This window comes from [Clostridium] ultunense DSM 10521 (assembly GCF_000511955.1).
Lineage (GTDB): Bacteria > Bacillota > Clostridia > Tissierellales > Tepidimicrobiaceae > Schnuerera > Schnuerera ultunensis.
This window is the reverse complement of sequence record NZ_AZSU01000002.1, coordinates 561,169-585,825: the sequence shown is the minus strand read 5'-3', so window position 1 is coordinate 585,825 and position 24,657 is coordinate 561,169. Positions and strand designations below refer to the sequence as shown.

The 24,657-nt window shown below is 34.1% G+C and carries 18 protein-coding genes; 6 read left to right on the top strand and 12 right to left on the bottom strand.

Features of this window, described 5'->3' with window-relative positions; all coding sequences use genetic code 11:
- Positions 1-431: tyrosine-type recombinase/integrase (locus CUL_RS16750; protein WP_081722772.1), on the top strand; the 431-nt coding region annotated here is incomplete at its 5' end.
- Positions 432-707: 276 nt separating this feature from the next.
- Here CUL_RS16750 and fsa read toward each other — a convergent pair.
- The 9 genes from fsa to CUL_RS0105520 form a co-directional block, all read right to left on the bottom strand.
- Positions 708-1,352, bottom strand: coding sequence for a fructose-6-phosphate aldolase (gene fsa, locus CUL_RS0105560; RefSeq protein ID WP_005583626.1), 645 nt, complete (start codon positions 1,350-1,352; stop codon positions 708-710).
- A gap of 58 nt (positions 1,353-1,410) precedes the next feature.
- On the bottom strand, positions 1,411-2,262 hold the full coding sequence (locus CUL_RS0105555; RefSeq protein WP_025640764.1) for a class II fructose-1,6-bisphosphate aldolase: 852 nt from the start codon (positions 2,260-2,262) through the stop codon (positions 1,411-1,413).
- 14 nt (positions 2,263-2,276) lie between these two features.
- Positions 2,277-2,930, bottom strand: coding sequence for a hypothetical protein (locus tag CUL_RS0105550; RefSeq protein ID WP_005583623.1), 654 nt, complete (start codon positions 2,928-2,930; stop codon positions 2,277-2,279).
- A gap of 125 nt (positions 2,931-3,055) precedes the next feature.
- Positions 3,056-3,874 (bottom strand): 3-keto-5-aminohexanoate cleavage enzyme, encoded by an 819-nt coding sequence (kce, locus tag CUL_RS0105545; RefSeq protein ID WP_025640763.1) that lies wholly within the window; start codon positions 3,872-3,874, stop codon positions 3,056-3,058.
- A gap of 27 nt (positions 3,875-3,901) precedes the next feature.
- Entirely contained in the window at positions 3,902-4,285 is a 384-nt protein-coding gene (gene kal, locus CUL_RS0105540) for a 3-aminobutyryl-CoA ammonia lyase (RefSeq protein WP_005583621.1), read from the bottom strand.
- A gap of 137 nt (positions 4,286-4,422) precedes the next feature.
- On the bottom strand, positions 4,423-5,592 hold the full coding sequence (locus CUL_RS0105535; RefSeq protein WP_005583620.1) for a MalY/PatB family protein: 1,170 nt from the start codon (positions 5,590-5,592) through the stop codon (positions 4,423-4,425).
- Positions 5,593-5,703: 111 nt separating this feature from the next.
- Positions 5,704-6,273, bottom strand: a complete 570-nt coding sequence (locus tag CUL_RS0105530) for a TetR/AcrR family transcriptional regulator (protein ID WP_005583619.1) — start codon at positions 6,271-6,273, stop codon at positions 5,704-5,706.
- A 13-nt stretch (positions 6,274-6,286) separates the two neighbouring features.
- Positions 6,287-10,000 (bottom strand): efflux RND transporter permease subunit, encoded by a 3,714-nt coding sequence (locus tag CUL_RS0105525; RefSeq protein WP_025640762.1) that lies wholly within the window; start codon positions 9,998-10,000, stop codon positions 6,287-6,289.
- A 180-nt stretch (positions 10,001-10,180) separates the two neighbouring features.
- Positions 10,181-11,542 carry a sodium-dependent transporter gene (locus tag CUL_RS0105520; RefSeq protein WP_005583617.1) on the bottom strand — a complete coding sequence of 454 codons (1,362 nt, stop codon included), beginning with the start codon at positions 11,540-11,542 and terminating at the stop codon, positions 10,181-10,183.
- Positions 11,543-11,806: 264 nt separating this feature from the next.
- Between CUL_RS0105520 and CUL_RS0105515 the strand changes: the two genes are divergently transcribed.
- The 3 genes from CUL_RS0105515 to CUL_RS0105505 are packed head-to-tail and all read left to right on the top strand — an operon-like array spanning position 11,807 to position 16,280.
- Positions 11,807-12,514, top strand: coding sequence for an ABC transporter ATP-binding protein (locus CUL_RS0105515; RefSeq protein ID WP_005585251.1), 708 nt, complete (start codon positions 11,807-11,809; stop codon positions 12,512-12,514).
- Entirely contained in the window at positions 12,515-14,950 is a 2,436-nt protein-coding gene (locus CUL_RS16745) for a COG1361 S-layer family protein (RefSeq protein ID WP_025640761.1), read from the top strand.
- Positions 14,943-16,280: an ABC transporter permease gene (locus CUL_RS0105505; protein WP_005584819.1), complete on the top strand. Its 1,338-nt coding sequence runs from the start codon at positions 14,943-14,945 to the stop codon at positions 16,278-16,280. The genes CUL_RS16745 and CUL_RS0105505 overlap by 8 nt, the downstream gene beginning before the upstream one ends.
- Positions 16,281-16,306: 26 nt before the next feature.
- Here CUL_RS0105505 and CUL_RS0105500 read toward each other — a convergent pair whose 3' ends face one another.
- Both CUL_RS0105500 and CUL_RS0105495 read right to left on the bottom strand, forming a co-directional pair.
- Complete coding sequence (locus CUL_RS0105500) at positions 16,307-17,920, bottom strand: S-layer homology domain-containing protein (protein WP_025640760.1); 1,614 nt, start codon at positions 17,918-17,920, stop codon at positions 16,307-16,309.
- A gap of 75 nt (positions 17,921-17,995) precedes the next feature.
- Complete coding sequence (locus CUL_RS0105495) at positions 17,996-19,606, bottom strand: CTP synthase (protein ID WP_025640759.1); 1,611 nt, start codon at positions 19,604-19,606, stop codon at positions 17,996-17,998.
- Positions 19,607-19,796: 190 nt separating this feature from the next.
- Between CUL_RS0105495 and CUL_RS0105490 the strand changes: the two genes are divergently transcribed.
- Positions 19,797-22,739 carry an S-layer homology domain-containing protein gene (locus tag CUL_RS0105490; RefSeq protein WP_025640758.1) on the top strand — a complete coding sequence of 981 codons (2,943 nt, stop codon included), beginning with the start codon at positions 19,797-19,799 and terminating at the stop codon, positions 22,737-22,739.
- Between the two features lie 127 nt (positions 22,740-22,866).
- Here CUL_RS0105490 and CUL_RS0105485 read toward each other — a convergent pair whose 3' ends face one another.
- Positions 22,867-23,580 (bottom strand): hypothetical protein, encoded by a 714-nt coding sequence (locus tag CUL_RS0105485; RefSeq protein ID WP_157752622.1) that lies wholly within the window; start codon positions 23,578-23,580, stop codon positions 22,867-22,869.
- Between the two features lie 619 nt (positions 23,581-24,199).
- Between CUL_RS0105485 and CUL_RS0105480 the strand changes: the two genes are divergently transcribed.
- Positions 24,200-24,466, top strand: a complete 267-nt coding sequence (locus tag CUL_RS0105480; RefSeq protein WP_025640467.1) for a transposase — start codon at positions 24,200-24,202, stop codon at positions 24,464-24,466.
- Positions 24,467-24,657 lie beyond the last annotated feature (191 nt).

Genomic DNA, 24,657 nt, shown 5'->3' with positions numbered 1-24,657 from the left:
TGCCTTTGAGAGTGAAGGATGTTTATAATGAAAATGGTCAATTTAAGGAGTACTTAATTTTAGAAGAACAGAAAACTAGTAAAGAAAAGAAGATAAAATTAAATAATGCAATCCGTAAAAACCTTGACGATTATGTAAGCAACCAGCAATTAGGTCAAAATGATTATTTGTTCCATAGTAGAAAAGGTGGCCATATAGGTAGAGTACAGGCCTATAGGGTTTTGAAGGAAGGAGCCGAAGCTTTGGGTATTGAAAACTTTGGAACCCATAGTTTGAGAAAAACCTGGGGATATTGGACCTATAAAATGTCAAAATATAATATTGGGTTGATAATGGACACTTTTAACCATAGTTCTCAATCTATCACATTAAAATACATAGGAGTTACCCAAGACCAGAAAGATGAACTATATTCTTTGGTACAATTTTAAATAAAAAGTAAAATAGCAGAAGTTTTGTGGAGAATTCCACAAGCTTCTGCTTTTTTTTGAAGGATTTTAGCAATTTTTGTAGATTTTTCATAGGTATATGATATAATTATGTAAAAATATGTTCATTAATATCATGTAACTAAATATAGAATTTGTTACATTAAATTGCTAAATCTTTTAAATTTGTTTACTAATACAAATTATATCCAAATTACTCCATAATAAAACCCAGATAAAGAAACTAACCTACTCTATCTGGGTATATTAATAACTAGTTTAATTGCCTACCCCTTTCCAATCCTTTAAAAATTTTTCAATCCCAATATCCGTTAAGGGATGGGATAACATCTGTAAAAATACTTTATAAGGTATGGTGGCTATATGGGCTCCTGCTTTTGCAGCCTCTACCACATGGATTGGATGCCTAATACTTGCAGCTATAATTTCTGTATCAATTACATGGGTATCAAATATTTGGACTATATCATATATAATATTCATACCCTCATTACCAATATCATCTAATCTTCCTATAAAAGGACTAACATAGGTAGCCCCCGCTTTTGCTGCTAATAAAGCCTGATTAGGAGAAAATACTAGGGTTACATTGGTCTTTATTCCTTCCTTAGATAAAACTTTTACAGCCTTCAAACCTTCCTTAGTCATTGGGATTTTAATAACTATATTAGGATGTATTTTAGCTAAATCTCTAGCCTCCTCTACCATCCCCTCTTTCTCCAAGGAAATAACTTCAGCACTAATAGGTCCATCTACCATATTAGTTATCTCTTCTATTACTTCTTTGAAATTTCTACCTTCTTTGGCTATTAAAGATGGGTTGGTAGTAACACCGCAGATTACTCCCCATTCATTAACTTCTCTAATCTCATCTATATTAGCTGTATCGATAAATAGTTTCAAAGCATTTCACCCCTTCACATTTAGGGCGACCAAAGGTCGCCCTACAATTGTCAATTGATTACGCTCTACCAGCAGAACCAAATAACTCCATCTTCTCTTTTATAATTTCTTTCATAGCTTCCTTAGCAGGTCCTAATATTTTTCTTGGATCTATATTGTCTGGATTTTCCTTTAGGAAATCTTTAATTGCGTTGGAGAATGCCATTCTTAAATCTGTGTCTATATTAATTTTATTTATTCCAAGGGATACAGCCTTTTCTATTGCTTCCTTTGGAACTCCACTAGAGCCATGTAGTACTAAAGGAATATTTACCATTTCCTTTATGGTCTTTATTCTTTCAAAATCTAATTTTGGCTCTCCCTTATATACTCCATGGGCAGTTCCTACTGCTATAGCTAAATAGTCTACATTTGTTTCTTCAACGAACTTTTTAGCTTCTTTAGGATCGGTAAAAGTAGCATCTCTTTCATCAACAACTATATCATCTTCAGTCCCACCTATTTTCCCTAATTCTGCCTCTACAGAAACACCCACTGCATGGGCTACTTCGATGACCTTCTTAGTTATTGCAATATTCCCTTCCAACTCAAATCTAGAGCCATCTATCATTACAGAAGAAAAACCATGTCTTATGCATAGCATAACTTGGTCAAAATCTGTACCATGGTCTAAATGTAATGCAACGGGTACTTTAGCCTTCTCCGCTGCTAATTTCCCTAATGCAGCAATATATTCAACGCCTGCATATTTTAGTCCGCCTTGACTAGCTTGAAGGATTACAGGGGAATTAGTTTCCTCTGCAGCTTCTATTATAGCCTGGACTATCTCCATATTATTTACATTAAAAGCTCCTACTGCATAATTGTTCTTATGGGCATCTTGTAAAATTTCTATTCCAGTAACCAACATAATAAACACTCCTTTTATTTTTTAATATCCCTATTCTTTTCCTTTATAGAATCTATGCAGGAAATATTTTTTTCTTCAAGTATTATCTTATCCTTTTTTGATAAAACACTCAAGTCATCTTCCGTTTCTGCAAAAATAATTTTTACACTATGACAATTTAAGCATTCCAGTTCGATCCTGTCAGAGAATAATTCTATATTTATTTGGGAATTACCGCAGCTACAGCTAATTTTATTCTCCATTTTTAATCCATATAATATGCTGAGTATTTTAGCCAATACTTTGAAATTATTAAAAAAATCCTTTGAAGTTTTATCGTTATCAATACTGCCTATCCCGATTGATTTTCCTAATAAAAATCTTTTCGCCATATTTTTACTACCTAAATATAAAGCCTCAGTTCCACAAAAGCAATATATAATATTATCATCTTTTAATATAGTATGCAAATCTAGATTATAATAATGCTTATTTCCACAATTAAAACAATTGACGAAAATATCTATCCCTTTATTCTTTTGTATAAAGGTAATATTCGTCTCACCACATTCACATTTATATTCAATTTTATTTCCTCCCCTAATATGAAATAGGTTTAATTCATATTCTCTTAATCTAGCACAAAAATGACATCTTAAAATTAGGGTCTTGCATCCATAAAGAAGCATAGGACACACCTCCTAATTTATTAATTCTATATAGATCGATAAAATCCTTCTATTTGTCGAAAAATATCCAAAAAAATAAGTTCCTTTTAATGGCCTTGATGCCAAAAGGAACTTATGTAAAAAGATTATCTCTTCTTTAATTCCAATATTTCTCTAGCCTCATCTGGACTAGCTATTTCTCTACCCAATTCCTTTGCAATTCTTACTACTTTTTCTACCAATTCGCCATTGGATTTAGCTAATACTCCCCTTTCAAGATAAACATTGTCTTCAAATCCAACTCTAACATGGCCTCCCATTGCAATACCCATTGCAGCCATTGGCATTTCATGTCTTCCCACTCCTGCAACTGTCCAAGTAGAACCAGCTGGTATACTATCTACCATAAAGGCTAAATCTCTTGCAGTGGCAGCCATTTGAACTCCTAGTACAAAATCGAAATGCATAGGTTTAAGAATATACCCTTCTTTAGCAAACCTAATTGCATAATCTATCATTCCTTTATCAAATACTTCTATCTCAGGTTTAACCCCTTTTTCTATCATTACCTTACCAAAGTTTTTAATAGTATTTTCCGTATTAACAAATATTTCATCTCCACCAAAATTTAAGGTCCCACAATCTAAGGTTGCCATTTCTGGAAGAAGTTCTACCGGTTGAAGCCTTTCCTCATCAGACATACCAACTGCTCCCCCAGTTGAAGGCTGAATGATAATATCTGGACATCTTCTCTTTATTTCTTCAATACAAGCTCTGAATCTTTCCTTATCTTGAGTAGGAGTACCATCATCATACCTTACATGTAAATGTATAATACTTGCTCCTGCCCTATAAGCCAATTCCGCTTCTCTGCCTATTTCCTCTACTGTATAAGGTACATTTGGATTATGCTCCTTGGTTACTTCTGCTCCACAAATAGCAGCAGTTATAATTAACTTGTCCATTAAATCATCCCCTTTCCATTGATTAAACTACTTTCTTTTCTTATCCTTTGGAACTACACAAGTTCCCTCTGCTCTGCAAACGATTACAGGATCGTCTAAAACATCACAAGCAGAGTCATTAATATCCGGTCTAGGAACTATAACCTTCCTAGCTTCGAACTTCATTTTTCTGGAAGTATTACCTACTTTAGTTATCTCTCCTACTGCCTCAATAAACTCCCCGGCATAAACAGGAGCTAAAAATTCTACATTATCGTAAGCTACAAATAAACCTTCGTCTCCGTCATTTCTAATAAGTAATTCTGTAGCCACATCCCCAAACAATTGGAGCATTTTTGCCCCATCAACTAAATTACCTCCATAATGAGCATCTCCTAAACTCATTCTTACTCTAATCATTGCTTTTTCCATAGCTCAACCTCCATAAAAAATATTATCATCTTTATTATAACATAAGAATCCACCTTATACCATATGAAAACAATAAGTTCTATTTATGGTGCCAGGCACCGTAAATGGAACTTATTTGTAATGTAATTGTAATATTTCTACAAAGATTCAATTCCCTTCTTTAATCTCATAAGAGCCTTCTCTAAAATAGATCGAGGACAACCTATGTTAAACCTTTGGAATAGCTTACCTTCTTCTCCAAACATTTCCCCATGGTTTAAAGCTAATCTACATTTGTTTATGAAAAAGTCTTTTAATTCTTCAGAGTTCATATTGAGTCCAGAACAGTCAACCCAAACTAAATATGTACCTTCCGGTTCTATTACTTTTAGTTGGGGTATATTATTCTCAACAAAATTTATAAAGTAATTCTTATTCTCCTCTAAATATTCAAGTAATTCATCTAACCAATCTTCAGATTCATTATAAGCTGCAATTAAGGCTTCTGCACCAAAGATATTGGGCCTTGTTATATGGTCCTTTTCCAATTCTAAACTAAACCTTTCTCTTATTTTTTTGTTTGGGATTATTATATTAGAAATTTGCAAACCTGCTATATTGAAGGTCTTGCTTGGAGCAGTGCAAATTATTGAATTCTCTTTCAATTCCTGTGAAACATTTGCAAGTACAGTATGGTTATATCCCTTAAATATTATATCAAAATGAATTTCGTCGGAGATTATCAAAATATCATTTTTTAAGCAAATTTGTCCTAATCTAGCCAATTCCTCTTTAGTCCATACCCTACCTACAGGATTATGTGGGCTACATAAAAACAAGAGCCTAGTCCTAGAATCTATTTTTCTCTCCAGGTCTTCATAATCCATATAGTACTTTCCATCTCTATAGATTAATGGATTAGTGACTACATGGCGCCCATTATCACCTATGGAATTATAGAAAGGATGGTATACTGGGCTTTGTAATATAACCTTATCTCCTGGTTTAGTAAAGGCTCGTACTGCATAGCTAAGGGCTGGAACTACACCAGGAGTAAATATAATCCACTCTTTTTTTACATGCCAGCTATGCCTTCTATTCATCCAGCTTATTACGGATTCATAATACTCAGAAGAAGTAAAATTGTACCCGTAAACACCATGCTTCATCCTAGTTTTTAATGCTTCTGAAATGGCTGTTGGAACTGGGAAATCCATATCAGCCACCCAAAGAGGTAATAGGTCCTCCTTACCATATAATTCTTCTAATTTATCCCATTTAACAGAATTGGTATTTTGTCTATCTATAACCCGGTCAAAATCATACATATAATCTTCTCCTCTCACTGTATATTATATATAATTATAACATAATAATAAGTTCTAATACTGGTGCCAGGCACCAATATTGGAACTTATTTGTAATACATTTGTAATATTCTATTTTAGCCCTTCTATTATCGTATCTATTAAATCCTTAGGCTCTATGCTATTATGGTCTATTTTTTCATAGCAGATCTTCTGTCCATAGAATTGACCTATAGAACCTATAATTATTATTGTGGCCAATTGAGAGTCTAGGTTCTTTCTTAGCTCTTCAGTATGGATTGCTTCTTCAACGGCCTTCTTCATCCTATTGAATAGCTGAGCCTTCTCTTCCACTACCTCTTTCATCAATTCTTTAGGTAGTACTTCTTTTTCCATCATAATTACTTGGCTTATATCAATATATCTATTTAAATATTTTCCGTGGAATTTGCATAATGCATATAGCTTTTGCTCTAAGCCACCTTCTATGTTTAGAGCCATATCAAGACCTTTTTCATATTCATCTATCCCATGTTTTATCATCTCATAGAATAGGGATTCCTTACTATCAAAATAACCATAGATAGTACCTTTACCTATGCCTGCTTTTTTTGCAATATCCTCCATCTTAGCTCCATAAAATCCATATTTGGAAAAAACATCCGTAGCTGCCTCTAGTATATTTTCTCTTCTATTTTCCATTATTAGTTTTCACCTATCCTTCTATCCCTATGGAATCTTTATCTAAATTATCCTTATTGAGTAAATGGTACATTACCGGTACTACAAATAGGGTAAGTATTGTAGCATAGGTTAACCCGCCTATGGATACTATAGCTAAAGGTTGTATCATTTCAGCTCCAGTTCCTACACCAACAGACAAGGTAGATAGGCCAAATATAGTAGTTATAGCCGTCATGAGTATTGGTCTCATACGGGTTTTTCCTGCTAATACCAAGGCTTCAGTTTTATCTAGACCATTCCTTCGTAATTGATTAGTGTAATCAACAAATACTATACCGTTATTTACCACTATACCACTAAGAACCAGGAATCCTAGCATGGCTATCAAGCTTATCTCATACCCTGTAATGAATAAAGCCAACAGTCCACCTGTAAAAGCCAAAGGTATTGTAAATAGGATTATAAAAGGTGACAGTAAGGATTGGAACTGGGCTACCATGATTAAATAGATCAATACAATAGCCAACAATATCATCTTACCTATATCCCATAAGGATTCATTTATCATTTCCCTTTCCCCTGTCAATTCAATCTTATACCCTTCAGGCACTGGATAATCTTTCAATTTCTTTTCAAAATCACGGCTCACAAGTCCAATATTATGATCTACATCTATTTCTCCAACAATGGATATATATCGTTCTTGAGAATCTCTCCTTATAGACGATAGACCCTGAGCTTCAGATAGGGTAGCAATATCCCCTAGAGGTATTTCCACCTCTTCCCCATTCTTTTTACTCTTTATGGTTAAATCCTCTAAATCATCTTTAGTCATATTTTTATCCCTTTTATTCAATACGATCACTGGATAATCCTTATTTTTAGTGGATAAGGTAGTAGAGGTTTTTTCTTTGCCTATAATAGAACTGACATTGGAAAATACCTGAGCTACAGTCAGCCCATTTTCCATTGCCTTTTCCTTATGGACTACAATCCTAATTTCCGTCAAATTTTCCTCTATACCATCATCTATTTCCGTTATCCCTTCTGTCTCTTCCATAAGTTTCACCATATCTTTGGCTATACCTTGCAATGTATCTATTTCTTTTCCTTTTACTATTACTTCTACTCCTGAACCTACTATTGTAGACATATCCATATTACTTGAACTTACAGTAACAGTACAATCCAGATCATCTGTTAGCTCAAGGATTTTTCGCTTAATATCATCGTTGCTTATATCCTTATCTTCATCTAGCAATAGATATAGGGATACCCGATTCCCTTCTGCTTCTCCTCCAAAGCTACTCATAGTTTCGCTGTGAAAAGCACCTATGGTTTCAATCTCCCCTATTTCGAGTAGGCGATCTGTTACAGTATTAGCCATATCCCTTGCTTCATTAATACTATATCCCTTTGGTATTTGTATAACCATGGACATCTGAGGGGCATCCATTTCAGGTATAAAGGCAGTTCCCATGGATAATCCACCAAATATACTTACTACAAGCAAAACTGCAGCAATGGTCATAACAAGACCTCTATGTTTTAAAGAGCCCCTTAACAGCTTCTCATAACCATTTTTAAACTTGTCGAAACCATGTCTCTCTTTTTCATTGGTCTTTTTCAACATGCCCGATGCCATAGTAGGTACTAATGTAAGGGCTACTAGAAGACTTGCTAATAATGAATAAGCTATTGTCAAACCCATATCTGCAAACAACTGACGGGAAATACCTTGAATAAAAATTATAGGTAAAAATACACAAGCCGTAGTAAGTGTAGAAGCGGTAATTGCCCCAGAAATTTCTTTAGCTCCCTCTATGGCAGCTTCTACTGTAGATTTCCCTTCAAGTCTTAGACGATAAATATTCTCAATAACCACTATAGAGTTATCAACCAGCATACCTACTCCCAAAGCTAACCCTGCCAAGGAAATAATGTTTATGGTAACCCCTGTAAAATACATCATTGCAACTGCAAAAATTATACTTATAGGTATGGATACGGCTATTATGAAAGTAGGCTTTAAATCCCTTAAGAACAATATAAGGACTACTATAGCCAATATTCCTCCATAGATTATATTCTTCAACACCGAATCTACCACTATATCGATATATAAGCCTTGATCCATTAGATTAGTAAAAGTTAAGCCTTCGTGTTCTGAAGAAATTTCCTCTGCTTTCTCTCTAATAGCCTTGGATATATCAGATGTTAAAAAAGTACTTTGTTTTTGCATTACCAATATTACTGCATCATTGCCATTTACCTTGGCATACACTTCTTCGGAATCATCTATCTTGGATATTTCCGCCACATCCTTTAAATATATCTTACCAATAACATCTTCTCCAGTGTCAAATAATAGCAAATTCTCCATATAGGCTATATCTTCAATTTTATCTCCTACTTTTACAAGTTGCTTTATACCCTCTTCCCCTGACACATAGCCAGCAGGCATAGAAAAGTTTTGAGCAGCCAACATACCCGATATCATATCTTTAGTAATGACACCATCTAGGGAAGCTTTTTTGAAGGCTTCTTCTTTAGCCTTTTTAAATTCTTCCATCTTCTCATCTAATGTATTCTCTCCACTTTCCAATTGGGCCTTTGCCTTATCCATTTCCATGGTCAACTGAAGTTTTCCCATTTTTAGATCCTGTTCTTTAGTGGCAATTTCAGATTTTTTTGATATAAGGGTGCCTTCTTCTCTCTCTATTTCTTCGAACTTAGCAGCTACTGTTTCAAGACCCTTTATAGTTTCACTCTTTTTCTGTGAAAGCAATTTTAAGTTTTTCCTTATACCCTCTAATTTTATTTTATCTTCTTCTCTTATGTTTTTCCCTAAGGCCAATAGGGCCTTTTCCGCTACCTTTAATTCTTCCTCTTTATTTCCTATTTCCTCTAGTGCATTGTTTAGTTCATCTCTAGTTTTAACCAATTCAAGTTTTCCAGCAGATATCTTAGATTCTGCCAAAGCTATCTGCTCTTTGGCTGTAACTAGGGCTTTTTCTCCTTGAGATATTTCCTTAGTGTGTTTTGTTTCTTCTGAAGCCAATTTTGATTTTCCATCTTCTATCTCTTTTTGTGCCTTCTTCAACTGATCTTCTGCTTCTGAAAGTTCCGAGTCTACTGTTTTCAGTATCTTTTTATTTAAATCCTCTATTTTATCAGAATCTATAAGTACTTCAATTTTCTCCTCTAGTAATCCTACTCCTGTAACAGAAGCCACACCATTTACGCTTTCTAATTCGGGAATTATCTTTTCTCTTGCCATTTCAGAAACTTCCACTATATCCAAACCTTCTGCATCTACTGCCGAAATCATAACTGGCAACATATCTGGATTTAATCTCATAAGCATAGGAGAGTTTATGGAATAGTCATCCCAAGCAGGCTTAATCAGATCCAGCATATTATTGATCTCTATTGTTGCTGAATCCATATTGGTATCATTATTAAACTCCAATATGACAATTGATGAATTCTCCCTAGATACGGAACTTACGTTTTTTATATTATTAACCGTAGCAACAGCCTGTTCAATGGGTTTTGTTACTACCATCTCTACTTCTTCTGGACTTGCCCCTGGGTAACTGGTCATTATCACAATATAAGGCAGATCTATACTAGGAAGTAAATCCGTATTTAAATTAATAAAGGATATAATTCCTAAAATTAGCACTATGACCACTGCTACTACTACTGTATAAGGTTTTTTTACACTAAATTTGGATAGCATTCTATTCCCTCTTTCCTAAATAGTTGTTTTGTTGACTGACTGGTCGGTCGTTTAAACAATAATGATTATAGAATATAATTGGATAATTGTCAACCGCCATTGATCATAATATTTAATATATGAAAATTGCCACTAATCTAGACCAGAATCTAAATTAATGGCAATTAAGCTACTCAATATTTATATTATTCCAATTCCCGAAAGCAATACCAAACCTATAATAATTGGGATAACCCATCTGCATAGGAATATCCATACGTTGAATAGTGAGAAATTGATTTCTCCTCCATTGGTGACTTCAGCTTTAACTTTATCCTTGCCCCAAAACCAACCAACGAATAATGTTATAAACATACCACCTAATGGCAATAAGATATTATTAGCTAACCAATCTAAGAAATCGAATATATTCATGCCTAACAGATGGAAATCTGACCAAACTCCCATAGATAAAGATGCTGCAATACATATTAAAAACAATATGACACTGCTAAATCCGACAGCTTTTTTACGCTCCCAATTTTTATTATCTATCAGATAAGAAACTACAACTTCTAAAAGGGAAAGGGATGAAGTCAAAGCTGCCAATGTTAACAATAAGAAAAATATAATTCCAAATACCCTTCCAAGAACTGGTCCCATAGTGGCAAATATTGCAGGGACTGTTACAAAAACTAATCCAGGCCCTTGACCTAAATCAAACCCAAAGGAAACGGTAGCAGGTATTATAACGACCCCAGCTAATAAGGCAATGGCTGTATCTAGTACCGGTACTATGGTTGCATTTTGGACTAGATTTTCTTTTTTACTTAAATAACTAGAGTAGGTTATCATACAACCCATCCCTAAACTTAATGAGAAGAATGCTTGCCCTAAGGCAGCCATCATAACTTCCCCAGTTATCTTCGAAAAATCGGGAAGGAATAAATATTTTAATCCTTCTATGGATCCTGGTAAAGTTAATGAACGGATAACCAATATTGCTAAAAGACCTAATAGAGTTGGTATCATCACTTTGGAAGCCTTTTCAATTCCAGAGCTAATTCCTTTGGCTACAATTACTATATTAGCAAGCATATATATTGCTGTCCAGAAAATTGGGGACAAAATACCAGTAACTAAAGAACCAAAAACATCTCCCATTATCGCCGCGTCCGTTGAAAGTTGCCCTAAAATGGTTTTAAATATATAGGCTACTGACCATCCTCCTACTACAGGATAGTATCCCATGATAATGAATGCTGCCAAAACTCCCATTCCACCAACAAATGTAAACCTCTTATCCAATTTTTTAAAAGCATCTACAGATGACAGTTGAGTATGTCTACCAATTACAAATTCAGCAAGCATGAGACCAAATCCCAATACTATTACGCAGATTAAATAGAATAATACAAAGGCGCCTCCACCGTTCTTCCCAGCTAAATAGGGAAACCGCCAAATATTTCCTAAACCTATGGCAGAACCAGCAGCGGCAAATATGAATCCTACTTTTGAAACAAATTGGTCCCTTGATGAACCCTTTGTAGGTTGTTGTTGCATAAGATCCCTCCTTATAATTTATATAGTTTTTATAGTAATACCATAGTTTTCGGAATATGTCAATATATTTTTAATATTACGAATATTGTGTAATTTTTCACAATATCTTTTAATCCTATGTATCTCTTTTTTAAATCAAGTATTAATCAACATTTACTGGAATTTTAAATATAAAACCTATAATCTTAACAATATTGTAACTACTTAATGGTATATTTATGATAATATTACAATATTAAACTAAGCTTAGGGGGTGATCTATTTTTGAATGAATTAATAGTACTTAAAAATTTGAATAAAGTTTATAGGATGGGTGATGAAAAAATCCATGCCTTGAAGGATATAAACTTGACCATAGATAAAGAAGAGTTCGTATGTTTATTAGGAACCTCTGGCTCCGGTAAAAGTACCTTGCTCAATATGATGGCAGGATTAGAAAAACCTACTAAAGGTGAAATTATTATTGAAAAATATCATATAGAAAAGATGAATGAAAAACAGTTGGCTAAATTTAGGCAACTAAATGTTGGGTTTGTATTTCAATCCTATAATTTAATCCCCACTCTATCGGCTTTAGAAAATGTTAGCCTTGGCCTTACCTTTAGAGGGATACCTAGAAAAATCAGGGACAAGATGTCAAGAGAAATGTTAAAAGCTGTAGGATTAGGAGATAGGCTTAACCATAAACCAGCTGAAATGAGTGGTGGTCAACAACAAAGGGTAAGTATTGCTAGAGCCTTTGTAGGCAAACCAAAGATAGTATTTGCTGATGAACCTACAGGTAATCTAGATACTAAAACAACCATTGAAGTAATGGATTTGATAACCACTATGGCAAAGGAGAATAGACAAACTCTGATCATAGTAACCCACGATGTGGAAATATCGCCCTATGGTCATAGGGTAATCTATTTAAGAGATGGTAGTATCGAAAAAGTAATTGAAAATAAGATAAAAGGGGGCGCAGATTAAATGCGAAAATTTATTTGTATAACTTTAGTATTGCTGTTAGTTTTGTTACAATTACCTATTGAGGGGGTGGCTCAAGAAGATGCAAATGGAGACTCCAGGACTAGTAATACGAAAATAATAATAACTGACGTTGAAACTAAAGATTCAAATGGTAAAGATATAAAAAAGATTTATCCTAATGAAGATTTTAAACTGATTATTACTTTAGGTGTATCTGGTAGTACGGATAATATCAATGATATTTTTGTTCAACTTGGCTCTTCTAAGTCCTTTTCACCACAAGGACAAGGATCGAAAAAAAGTATTGATGAAAACTACTATGTCACCTTCAATATTTACTACAACGGTGGAGATGATACAACAATACCTATAACCATTTACTATAATGAAGATGGCGAAGAAAAATCAATTTCTGATTACATAAGTATAACCAACATAGTTCCTTCTAGTTCTGAGGAAAAACCTGATAAATCTAAAGTCATTCCCAACCTAACCATAATAAGCTCCAAAACCATCACTGCTGAAGTGGGTAGAACTACATATATTCCTATAACTATTAAGAATTCCAGCGATGTTTTAGCAGAGAATATTTCAGTTACTGCCCAACTGGAAGGAGAATCTCCTATTACTATTGACAATTCAGGATATGAAAGCATATCTAGATTAAGAGGGGGGAGAACCGAAGACCTAGATTTTAGAATAAGCATTGACGAATATGCTGAAAACAAAACCTATCCAATTAAGATAAATTTCCAATTCTATAACGAATATGGAGTATCTTTTAATAGCTCTGATACTATTTATATAAAAGTGGAAAACCAAAATAAAAAGCCTCTAATTTCTATTAATAAAGTGGATATAGAACCAGTAGAATCTGAGGCAGAAAAACCAACTACAGTAGGTTTTGAATTAGTTAATAATGGTACATTAGAAGCAAAAGATATTAAGGTATCCTTGGGTGGAATAAGCAATGATACATTTACACTCTCTTCTGGCTTCAATAGTAAATATATAGAAAAGATTCCTGGAGGAAGAACAGCTTATGTAGAATTTGAAATAATACCTTCTATTAAATTATCAGGAGGGAGTCATGGATTAGATCTAAATTTGAATTACAAAGATGGTACTAATCAACCCTATGAAGATACTAACAAGTTCTTTGTCAATGTAGCCTCAAACAAAGGAAAAGGCTCTAACTTAATTATTGAAAACCTCACTTATCCCGATGGAGCTGTAGGGCAAAACAAAGATGTTACTATTGGATTTAGATTAAAAAATATAGGAAAAATAGATGCAAAGAATGTCAAAGTTACAGTGGAAAGTTCTGACCAAAATGGAATCGTTCCAAAGACGGTAAGCATTAAAAAAGTCAACTCTATGGCACCAAATAAATCTGAAAATTTAAGTTTTGTCTTCCTAACTACTAAGGACGCTGAAACTAAAAATTACCCAATTAATATTACAATAGAGTATGAAGATGATTTAACTGTAGAAGAAAAGCATATCTTAACCCAATATGTTGGAGTTTATGTGGTAAGACCTGGAGAAGAAGGTAAGACTACACCTAAACTAATAATCGATAAATATAATTTTGAACCATCTATTGTCAGAGCAGGAGAAAACTATACTATGAATCTTTCCTTCTATAATACTAATAAGCAAAAAGCAGTTAGAAATATAAAGATTTTTCTAACTGCAGATGAAAAAACAGATCCTGATGGCAATAGCAGTGGTGGTAATGTATTTACTCCTGTTGACAGCAGTAATACCTTCTATATAGATTCTATCCCTCCAAAGGGAAGGGTAGAAAAGAGCATTACCATGTTCACAGTGCCAGATGCTCAAGCAAAAACTTATACAGTGACAGCAAATTTTGAATATGAAGACAGTCAAGGTGAAGAATATACTGCAACAGAATTAATAGGTGTGCCAGTAATACAGAAATCCAAATTGGAAATTGGAGAATTAAATCTTCCACCAGAAGCCTTTGCAGGAGAACCTATACCCATATTTGTAGAATTCTATAATACAGGAAAGGTTACTCTTTATAATATGATGGTAAAATTAGAAGGAGATTTCCAGACGGAAAATGGCAGTTACTATGTAGGAAGTTTTGAAATGGGTAGATCTGAATACTTTGAAGGTATGATAATCCCTATGGAGCCTGGAGAACTTTCTGGATCCTTAGTATTTACCTATGAAGATTCTTCTGGAGAAAATGTTGAAATCAGAGAGAATTTTACCTTAAATGTAATGGAATCAGCTCCTATGGATGAGTTCCCAGAAGATATGCCTCCAGAAGGTGAATCAAGAGGAATTAAAAAAATATTAAAAAGTAAAGGTTTTTGGATATCTATTATATCAATAGGTGCAGGCTTTGGTGGATTTATGTTTTACAAAAAAAAGAAAAAGAAAGGTATGGCTTTAGATGAGTAGTATGGATTTAATCCGAATGGGAATTAAAAATCTGTGGAGAAGGAAGCTAAGAACTTTTTTGACTGTATTAGGAGTGATAATAGGCACTAGTTCCATAGTGGTAATGCTATCCTTAGGCTTTGGCATGCAAGAAGCTTTTAAAGATCTAATATCAAGGATGGGAAGCCTAAACACCATAAATGTTTATAAAAGTTATGGAGGTTATGGAGAATTTCCTTCAGATAGGAGGAATAAAGAAGCTAAATTAAATGAAAAAGCCTTAATAAACTTTAAAAGCATGCCTCATGTAACTGCTGCAACACCTATAATAGAAACCTATGGAATAATAAAAAGCGGTAGATACACTTCCCATACTTCCATTAAAGGTATAGATCCTGAAGCCATGGAACATTTTGATTTTAAAATAGCTGAAGGCCGCCTATTACAAACTAGGGATAACCTTAATATAGTTTTTGGTGGTGGTATGAAATATAGTTTTTACGATGAAAAGGCTATGAGTAGAGGTCAATATGAAGAACCCAATATAGATTTAATGAATGATAGAATGATCCTAACCTTCGATATGGATTCCGGTATGGGACCTAGTATGCCAGGAGAAAAGGTACAAGGCCCTAGGTATAAGGATTATAACATTAAAGCAGTAGGTATCCTTGAAGAGGGAAACTGGGAAACGGATTGGAGCGTATATGCCCCTATGGATACAGTAGAAAAGATGATCCAGGAAAAAGAAAAAATCGAAGCCAGTAACCAGGGGCAAAATAAGCGTAGCCAACGGGAATATGAAAGAATTATGATAAGAGTTGATGATATAAAAAATGTTGAAATTGTACAACAAAGAATAAAAGATGATGGGTTTGAGGCTTACAGCTTAAATGATAATCTAAAAGAGATGAATAGGATGACTGGTATAATTCAGGCTGTACTCGGCGGAATAGGTGCTATTTCTTTACTTGTAGCAGCCATAGGAATAACCAATACTATGGTCATGTCCATCTATGAAAGGACCAAGGAAATAGGAATTATGAAGGTTATAGGCGCTTCCCTAAAGGATATAAAAAAACTGTTCCTATTTGAATCGGCAATGATAGGATTGCTTGGAGGTGCTATGGGAATCATATTTAGCTATATCCTATCTTTCCTAGTAAATAAATTTAGCCCTGCATTTGGCGATTTTATGGGAGTTGGAGGCGAAGCTAAAATAAGTATTATACCAATATGGTTAGTATTTGCCGCATTAGGGTTTTCAGCCTTAATAGGTATAATATCTGGTTATTATCCTGCTAGGCGAGCTATGAACCTATCTGCATTGGAAGCTATTAGGACGGAATAGAAAGATAAGACAGAGGAATCTCTGTCTTATCTTTCTATTTGAATATTTACTATTTCATCGCTTTCCAGTTTCAATTTAGCAAAATAATCCAATCTTAGATCGTATATACTCTTTACCTCCCTATCTATTTTTATTAAAGCCTCAGGAGAAATATAGTAAACTACCAGCTCTCCCCTGTCGTTTAATATTGACAGTTTTGGTTCCTTTGAAATTAGAATTTCCTGAATATATCCTTCATCTTCTCCTGGCGTAGAATTAGCTTCTACGGATTCCACTTCTCCATTTGAAATAGATAGTATTACTTGATCTCCTGGTCTCAATTTCTTTATAGCAACTCCACTAGAATTCCTATAAACCAATAGTTCCTCCTTTAATTGGTATTCATAAGTAGTTTTATTTCCCCTCTCTACTATAATCATATTTTCTTCATCAAAATTCCTACCTTTAATTATACCTATTACCTTCCCATTTTTACTTTCACCAGAAATGGATAAGGCCAAATCATCAAAGGCTTCTATCTTCACCTTATCTCCTTCTCTTAAACTAAAAAGATAGGATTCCTTTCCATTTACCCATACTTTTATATCCTTTGGTATATGAAAAGTTCTCATATTTCCTCCATCTAAATCTACTACCATAGAGGGAGAAGCCTCCAAGGATATCTTATTGATAGTTCCAGATACTATATCTTTACCGCTATCTACCACTAAGGATTTTAGTATATTGTCTTCAGAAACTATTGCTTTTATATTCATTCCCGGTTCTAGTTCTTTAATAGCAGCATCATTGCCATCTATAGTTATAGAAGCATCCTTTTCAAATGTATAAGAATCTACTTTTTGTCCATTATCGATAAATATATATTTGTCTACTTTACTAGTAATAATTCCAGTTATTTGATCCCCAAGGACTGGTTCCTTTCCCATTGGCTCCACAGGGTCCTCTATAGATACTCCTGGAGTAACCGGATTTATATCCATTTTGTCATAGGATAAGGATAACATCTTAGCCAATACAGATCTAATAATAGGCTGGCCTGGGTTAAATTTTCCTTCTCCATCCCCTTTTGCTTCTAAAATACCCTTATCTATCAAAAAACTCACATAAGGCCTCGACCGTTTTGGAATACTATCGGCGTCCTTAAATAAAAATACGTAAACTTCTCCTTCTTCCTCTTCTATTCCCATTGTTTTAGCAATATAATTGGTCAAATCCATTTTAGTAGCAGTCCTAATCTTTCCTTGAGTGAATAGATTATTTTCAACGAATATTTCCGTCACCAATCCTTTAGACAAGGCTATGGCTAGTCCATCTTTTCTTTCTTCAGACAATTGAAACTTATCCAGTAATTCATCATGTTCTTGCCTCATTTTTTCAACTTCTTCTTTGGGTAAATTAAAAAGTCTTGTAACATATACTAAAGCATCGGCAATATTGACTTCTTCATTGGGTCTAAAGGTTGCATCATCATATCCATCCATCAGTCCCAAATTTACAACTTTTTCTACATAATCATAAGCCCAATGGTTTTTGTTTATATCTGTAAACATACTTTCCCCATAGACTCCCATACTATTAAAAGCCAATAGCAATATAATGAGTAAAATGGTTGTTTTATGGTAATTTTTGTTTATAAACAAAATACCTCCCCCTTTTTCAATTGAAACTGAATCTATTTACTATTTATATACTTCTACAAAAATTCTTTAATTCCTCTATTTGTTCCTTTTATTTTCCTTAGAAGCTCTTATAAAATCTTTAAATAAAGGATGGGCTCTTGTAGGTCTCGATTTAAATTCTGGATGGAATTGAACTCCTAAGAACCAAGGATGATCTTTTAATTCCACTATTTCCACCAACCTCTCGTCTGGAGAAAGACCGCTTATCATAAATCCCTTTTCTTCTATTTTTTCCCTAAACTGGTTGTTGAACTCGTATCTATGTCTATGCCTTTCATATATTATTTCCTTCTCGTAAATATCCATAACTTTTGATCCTTTAATCAGTTTACACGGATATAATCCCAATCTCATAGTTCCATTAGTCAATTCTATATCTTTTTGTTCTGGCATTAGATCTATTATTGGAAAAGGCGTATTTGGGTCGATTTCTGTACTGTGAGCTTTGTCAAGTCCAACTACATTTCTTGCAAATTCAATTACAGCTAATTGCATTCCAAGGCATATGCCAAAAAAAGGTACCTTATTTTCCCTTGCATATTTAACTGCAGAAATCTTTCCATCTATTCCCCTATCGCCAAAGCCTCCAGGGACCAAAATGCCATCTGCATCTGCTAATATATTCCCTGCATTTCCATCCTCTACATCTTCAGCATGAACCCATTTTATTTCCACATCAACATCATTAAATATGCCTCCATGTCTTAAGGATTCAGCTACCGATAGATAAGCATCCTTCAACTCTATATACTTTCCAACTAGAGCTATAGTTACTTTTTCATTTAAAGATTTGATCCTATTTACGATATTATTCCATTCACTTAAATCTAAATCATCACATTCTAGTTTTAAATGATCTATTACCAACTGAGGTAAACCTTCCTTTTCTAGCATAGGTGGAATTTCATATATAGTTTCTGCATCTATGTTCTCAATTACCTCTGAAGGGTCTAAATCACAAAACAAGGCTATTTTATCCTTTAAATCCTGGGATAAGGGCATTTCTGTTCTACATATAAGCACATCTGGTTGTATCCCTATGCTCCTCAATTCTTTTACACTATGCTGGGTAGGTTTGGTTTTTAGCTCTCCTGCCATGGATAGATAGGGAACTAAGGTCACATGTATATACATTACATTCTCTTTTCCCACATCATTTTTTATCTGTCGAATAGCTTCTAAAAATGGAAGGGATTCAATATCACCTACGGTACCTCCAATTTCTGTTATTACCACATCTACCTCTCTGTCCTTGGAAACCCTCTTGATCCTATCCTTTATTTCATTGGTTATATGGGGAATAACTTGAACAGTCCTTCCATCATATTCCCCCCTTCTTTCCTTGTTTAAAACAGACCAGTAAATTTTTCCCGTAGTTACATTGCTATATTTGTTTAAACTAATATCGATAAACCTTTCATAATGACCTAAATCCAGGTCCGTCTCTGCCCCATCATCGGTTACAAAAACCTCCCCATGCTGATAAGGGCTCATAGTTCCTGGATCTACATTTATGTAAGGGTCAAATTTCTGGATAGTCACTTTAAGACCTCTACTCTTCAATAATTGACCTAAACTAGCTGCAGTAATTCCTTTACCTAAAGATGATACTACCCCTCCTGTAACGAATATATATTTAGTCGGCATTTTCCGAACCTCCTTATAAACTTATAACTATAGTATTTTATCCTATTATAATATTTATGTCAATGTCTTTATGCCATTAAGCATATTATACCCTATTGTAATCAAACCTATTGTAATTATAATGTAATATTTAGAACTACTTAAATGGTGTATAATTAAAGTAGAATTATATTGAAAGGAGAGTTTATATATGAAAAAAGTTTTATCCTTAGTTCTAGCATTAGTTATAATACTTTCTAATTTTTCTTTCGCCTTTGGAGCACCTTCAGAGGAAGAATTATATAATCAAGCTGGAAAGATATTAGAAAATATAGGTGTATTGAAAGGTTCAGAAACGGGAGATTTAATGCTGGGAAAAAACCTTAAAAGGCAGGATATGGTAGTACTTATTAGTAGGCTATATAAAGAAGAAGATAAGGCTAGAAATTATCCTATAAAAGATAATTTTACAGATGTGAAGAATCCTTTTTATAAGCCCTATATATCTTGGGCAGTAGATAGAGGGCTTATTATTGGGACAGGACAAGGGAAATTTGGATACGATAATCCAGTAAAAATTCAACAATTTCAAACTTTGCTTTTAAGAGTGTTACGCTATAGTGAAGAGGTAAAGAATTATAGTAATGCACCAGAAGTAGCAAAAACTTTGGGTTTAATGGATGGACTTTCGGCAAAACCTGATGAAGATCTAAAAAGAGGATTAATGGCTGCTATGACCCTTAATGCTCTTAAAACTAATATTAAAGGCAGTAGTATAATAACTTTAGCTCAGGAATTGAATTTAGATATACCAGATATCTTTGATGTAAAAGCTAATCCAACAATAGATAAGAATAATATTAAATTTGAAGGGGTGGCCAAAGGGACTAATGCATTAAAAGTCCATTTAAAACCCCTTTCTTCAGAAATTACCTCTGGAGAAAAATACTATGATATCCCATTAGAAGAAGATGGCCGATTTTCCTATTTAATAGAAAACCTTCAACCTGGCAAATACGAATATAAATTTATAAGTGGTAATTTAAGTACAAGGGCCCAATCTATTACCATTCAGGAACTACCCTTTGAATTAAAGGATATTAGAGGGGACAATCTTAAGGAGATAATCATAAATTTTACAGCCCCCGTGGATAAAGCTTCTAGCTTATTTCCCAGTAATTATACTACAAATGCAGGTACTATTAAATCAGTGCGTTTAGAAAATAATGATACTACTGTAATTCTCACCCTTAATGAAACTATGAAAAATCAAAATACATACAAAATATCCATAAATAGAATTAAATCATCAAAGGGTAAAGAATTAAATATTAGGGATAAAGAGTTTAAAGTTATTGATAATGAAATTCCACAAGTGGAGGATATTAAACAGTTGGGAAACAAAGGTTTGAGGATCTATATGTCAGAACCAGTTAAGAACGCTAGATCCTCAAATTTTAAAATTGATGGAAAAACCCTTTCCGCCCAAGTGGAAACTGAAGACAATGTAATTACATTAAAATACCATTCCTCCTATTATGCTCCCGAAGAAGGGAGACATATTTTGAATGTATCTGGACTAGTGGATTATGCAGATTATAAAGCATTAGATCAAAATATTCCCTTCGATATCGTTAAGGATACGAAACCGCCAAAGATAGTTGATCAATATACTACCATTGAGGAAGTAATTATTCAATTCGATGAAGATATAGATCCAAGTTCAGTTACAAGGACTAATTTTTATTGGAAATCTGGTTCTAGTAAAAGATATCCTAATAGCGTAAAAGTTTTAAATGATAAGGTTGTGTTGGATTATTCTAAAGACAATTTGCCTACCTATGAAATAATATTATATATAAATAGTGTAGGAGATTATTCAGATAACAAATTAAGAAATGAGGAAATAAAGATAAAACCATATGAAGACACTACCGCCCCAGAAGTAATTGGACTGACAGTTTCAGAAGATGGAAAAACCATAACCGTCTATTATAGTAAAAATGTAGATGCAAAAAATAGAGCCTATTATGATATTATAGATGAAAAAGGTAATAGAGTATTTATAAAGAGTGTAGATGGCTCCGGTAGAGAATACAGGATAAATTTAAATACTCATCTACCAATTGGAAAAAATACCATTACCATCGAAGGAATAGTGGACTCAACAGCTTCTAGAAACCGTCTAATACCCTATAGCCAAAATATTTACATGGATGATGTAGAAGCACCAAAAATAATTAGTCATTCTGGAAAAGATAATCAAATAACCCTTCTATTTAACAAGGATATGGACCCTTCTACTGTAGAAGACCGTGGAAATTATTTAATTGATTTCGGTGGAAGATATACATATCTTCCAAATGGAACAGAATTTAAGCAGGTTTATGATGGGAAGACATATGTAATTACATTACCAGAAGAAATAGATGGAAAAAGGGTTGATATAGGCCGAAGTGGAAATGTTAGAGAATTTGAAATTAGAGGCCTTAAATCTACCAATGGCATATTAGTAGAACCAGCAAGACTTAAATTTGACGATGCAAATCAAGGGGAAGCAGTAGTTAAAGAAGCTAGACTAGTTGAACCCGATACCATAGTAGTAAAATTTGACCAACCTATATTATATGCATCCTTTGATGATTTTAGAGTTTCGGGAAAAAATGTCTATGATGTAAAATATGATGGTTCAGAAGAAGTTATAATTTATTTAGAAGAAAGGGATGCAACTACTGTAGATGGAAAGCTAAATATAAGGAGTAATAACTCCATAGAAACCATATTAAATACTAAAGCTAAGGCTGATTATATTACTGTAAAAGATGAAGTAAAACCTCGTATCGATGCTAGAAGAGGAAGACTTAGCATTAGCGGTAAAATTATATACCTGCCCTTCACTGAAAAATTAGATAAAAAAGTTGAATCTCTATTTAGAGATGATCTTATAGTAGAAGTCTCAGGAAAAGAAATACTAGACAGGTCAAAATACTCCACCATCTTAGATACTGATGGCTCTACAATAAAGATAATAATAGACAGCAATATTAACGCCCCTGACGGATATTTAATTAGATTAAAAGATGATCCAAAATATATAATGGATACCAGTGGCAATGTGGTTGAATACGATGGATATGACTATTATACTAGATAAGATTATTGCAAAATTTTACAATAAATAGGAAGCCCTATGGGAAATAATATTTGCCCATAGGGCTTCTTGGTATCTTTCTTTTAGTTACTGATGGGTTAGTTTAGCTTAAAAAGATTTTGAGTTAGGTCTAACCTTCAGCTTCTCCGCCACCATTTTCTAACTTACTAATGTCAAAGGAGAGCTCATAGGTGGCTGTTTGTTCCGCTACTCCATAGCGGTATACCACATCAATACTAATGGTTACATTATCTAAATCCTTTAATGTGGTCCTTCCCTCTGCCATCATCAGATTAACTATTGCTGCCTTTACATTAACCATATTATAATCTTCTATGCCTTGAATACTCTTAACACTATACCCTTCTTCTAACTCTGACATCTTTGCAAATAAATCTGCCATTCTCCCGGTTCCACTGATTTCTTCAATCTTTGTATCTAAGGTTAAGTCAAGCCCTTCAAAGTCTTCTTTTACATCTAAAGTCAAGCCCTTAATAAAGGTTTCCAAAGTTGTTTCATCTTCTACTACTTCAGTCAAGGCAGTATCCAGAGCATCGGTGGTAGCCTGGGATCTGGCATACCCATCCGAAGGCCTCTTGTCCAACAGTTTCTGTAATACTGCGTTACAATTTTCATCACTGCCTAAATTGTCGTATCTAGTTACCAAATCCTGCAGTGTGCTTTTCTTAGTCTCAACCGGTATGTCTGAATGGGTCTGATAGTTTACAGCATTAAACCTGTCTAACAACATAGTCACAAAGGAGATGCCGTTAAGGTCTTCAATACTCTCGGCATTGTTCACCAGGTCCATTGATTCTTCGGTTACAAGCCTAGTGGCTACCATGTCGTTAAAGTATCTGGTTAAGGTTGAAAGGTCGTAACCTTCAGCTGGTTTGTTTTTATTCAGGTCGTAGAATACGGCTGTCTTTCTGTTTTTACCGCCATCTGCGGTTTTATCAAGATTAGCATAGTCACCGCCTTCACCTACATCCAGACCAAGTAGGGCTAGCTGTTCTTCCAAGGCTTCAGGTGCTTCTGAATATTTGTAGTTCCCCGGTGTCAAGTAATTGTTGACAGCTTCCAGAGCTACTTTTATTATTTTAGCATATTCGTCTTTATCAAAGAAGTAGTATTGGTCCCCATTGTTTGCGGGGTTCTTTCCTGCTACCTCTTCATATAATCCTTCTGCTACTACCCAACCATCGTTTGTTTGCCTACCATCTATCCAGATTACCGGCTTTATATCCGAATCTGGACTTTGGTAGGTAATTGCTCCTGTAACTGTAAGCTTCGGAAGGTTTGTTACGTCTTTACCTTGACTAACTTCAATGCCACCAAATTCATTTCCGGTAATGTCAACAGTTCCTTCAAGGGTAACTTCCGAACCTGATGTTAGTATATAAGTATGGACACTAAATAAGGTTTTTTATATACTACTAAATGAGGAAGGAAGTGTCCATAAAATGTCTAAAAGAAAAACTTATACAGATGAATTCAAAATAATGATTGCAGAGTTAGTATTATCAGGAAAAACAGTTAGGGAAGTAGCAGACGAATATGGCCTAAGCCAAACAGCAATACGTAATTGGGTAAAGAAGAAAACACCGATAGATGTAAAGGGAGATACCACAAATCTTGAAGAAATTCTAAAAATCAAGAAGGAAAATGCAAGACTTAAGGAAGAAAATGATATATTAAAAAAAGCTATGGCCATATTCGCAACCAAATAAATCCTGATATTATATTTGAAATAATAAAAGCTAATTCTAAGGAACACAGCATAGATACTATGTGCAAGGTGCTAAAATATCCTAGAAGCACCTATTATGATAAGCATAAGGAAAAGCCTGGAAACAAGTGGAAAACTCTTAATAAGAAGCTTAGAGAAGATATTCTAACAATCTATAATAATAGTAACAAA